Below are 1,935 nucleotides of genomic sequence, written 5' to 3'. Positions count from 1 at the left end.
CGGTGCCCCAGCGTTCAACGATGCCGTCATCGACGCGGCGCTGCCTTCTTGGATCTCACCGTGCAGACGAGCGAGCAGGTCAGAGGAGTGCGCCGGACGAAGCTGAGCGGCCCGGTCCACTTCACCGTAGCGCGCCACGGACCTCGCCCGTTGTCGCCTGACCTGACGAGCAGCAGGTACTGCTGCAGCGAGCCCTCAGCCTCGGTGAGGAGCTCGATCCTCGCGGGCGCCTCGGGCGTGAGCGCCACGTCGGGCGTCGCATCGACGCGCTGCAGTCGCACGCCACCGTCGGCGTCGGCACGCGCGAGTCATCCGGTCGGCCCGCGCCCGAGATCGACACCGAATTGCTCGGGCTGCTCGCGCTCGGGTGCCGCGACTCCGAGCGGCTGCGATTCAGCTACACGGATGCCGCGGGCGAGTCGACCTCCCGCGTCGTCGAGCCGTACCGGCTCGTGCCCGTGGCCCGGCGCTGGTACCTGCTCGCCTGGGACCGGCAGCGCGACGACTGGCGCACGTTCCGACTCGACCGCATCAGCGACGTCTTCCAGACCCGGGTCCGATTCGAGCCGCGGCCGATGACCGACGAGGCCGCGCGCCGGCGCGTCGAGTCCGCACTGCGGTACCGCGACCGCAGCGTTCGTGCGCGGGTGGTCGTCGACCTGCCGCGCGCGGAACTGATGGAGCACCTCGGGCCCTACGGGCGCGACGTCGTGGCCGACGGCCCGACCCGCTGCGTCTGGCCCCTCGAGGCGGAGGGGCCGCAGGCCCTCGCGATGGCGCTCGTGTGGCTGCCGGCGGGCGCGGGCTATCGCGTCGAGGGGCCGCCCGAGCTGCTCGAGTTCCTCACGTCGCACAGCGCGCGGCTCGTCGCCGCGGTCGCATCCGCCGGATGACGAGGATCGGCCCGACCCCGCGCTGATCGGGCGGACCCCGCCGGCCGCTGCCGCCTTCGGGGTTGCGGATGCGGGTGATGCGGCGTTCGCTTGGCGCATGGACATCGCATTCGTGGCCGGCTTCGGCCCCATCGGCACCGCCGACTCCTCGTCGGCCGACTTCTGGCGCGGAGCGCTCGGCATCCCGTTCAGCGAGGACGAGGGGTACTTCCACACCGAGGAGCTGCCGGGCGTCAACGCCTTCGCGATCTGGCCGCTCAGCCAGGCGGCCCAGGCCACGTTCGGCACGAGCGAGTGGCCGGCCGACCGCCCGGTGCCGCAGGCGTGGATCGAGTTCGACGTCGAGACGCCAGCGGCCGTCGGCGAGGCGGTCGAGGAACTGCGGTCGAGCGGACACGAGATCCTCATCGGCGCGCACGAGGAGCCGTGGGGGCAGACGACGTCGCGCCTCCTGAGCCCCGAAGGCCTCCTCGTGGGCGTGAGCTACACGCCCTGGATGCACGAGCCCGCGGAGGTGGGCAACGCCGTGCTCGGCTACGACCCCGAGGTCGACGCGTTCGGCGCCGGGGGCCCCGGACCGGTCTAGGCGCGCTCGAGGGTGCCGATCTTGCGGCCGGCCGGGCCGTACACGGTCATCGTCGACCCGTCGACCTTCGCGGTGTCGAGCCCGGCAAGCCACGTGTCCACGTCGGCGCACATCATCATGGTCGACGCCACGTTCGAGAACGTCACCGTGTCGCCGTCCTGCGTCCACCCGCCGTTGAGGCGGTTGCAGCCGTCGGTGCCCGTGAGCGTGCCGTCCTTCGCGAGCACGAGCGACGGCTGCGTCTGGTCGTCGACGTCACCCCACTCGCCCACCGCGCTCTCGCTGCTGCTGCCCTTCGCGCTGGCCGAAGCGGAGTCGTCGCCGCCCCCGCCGGCCTTGGCGGCGCAGCCCGACAGCGCGAGCGCCGCGGCGAGGAGGATGGTTCCGGCCAGTGTGGTGGTGCGCAGCATCCGTCGCATGCGGCACATCGTATGCCCGAGCAGATCAGCGACCGGC

4 protein-coding genes are annotated in these 1,935 nt (G+C 72.8%); 2 read left to right on the top strand and 2 right to left on the bottom strand.

The features are described 5' to 3' along the window. Positions 1–26: 26 nt before the first annotated feature. Entirely contained in the window at positions 27–281 is a 255-nt protein-coding gene (locus GH736_RS22055) for a hypothetical protein (RefSeq protein WP_159607096.1), read from the bottom strand. A 63-nt stretch (positions 282–344) separates the two neighbouring features. On the opposite strand from GH736_RS22055, the gene GH736_RS22050 reads away from it, so the two are divergent. Then, on the top strand, positions 345–893 hold the full coding sequence (locus tag GH736_RS22050) for a helix-turn-helix transcriptional regulator (protein WP_159607094.1): 549 nt from the start codon (positions 345–347) through the stop codon (positions 891–893). A 97-nt stretch (positions 894–990) separates the two neighbouring features. Beyond that, complete coding sequence (locus GH736_RS22045) at positions 991–1,479, top strand: VOC family protein (RefSeq protein WP_203230907.1); 489 nt, start codon at positions 991–993, stop codon at positions 1,477–1,479. On the opposite strand, the gene GH736_RS22040 is transcribed toward GH736_RS22045, so the two are convergent. Then, positions 1,476–1,935, bottom strand: a 460-nt coding sequence (locus GH736_RS22040) for an META domain-containing protein (RefSeq protein WP_328596947.1), incomplete at its 5' end; no start/stop codon positions are given. The two genes, GH736_RS22045 and GH736_RS22040, sit on opposite strands and share 4 nt — an antisense overlap.

The organism is Agromyces humi (assembly GCF_009720255.1).
Classification (GTDB): Bacteria; Actinomycetota; Actinomycetes; order Actinomycetales; family Microbacteriaceae; genus Agromyces; species Agromyces humi.
The sequence above is the reverse complement of the archived record's forward strand: the minus strand, read 5'-3'. Positions and strand labels throughout refer to the sequence as shown.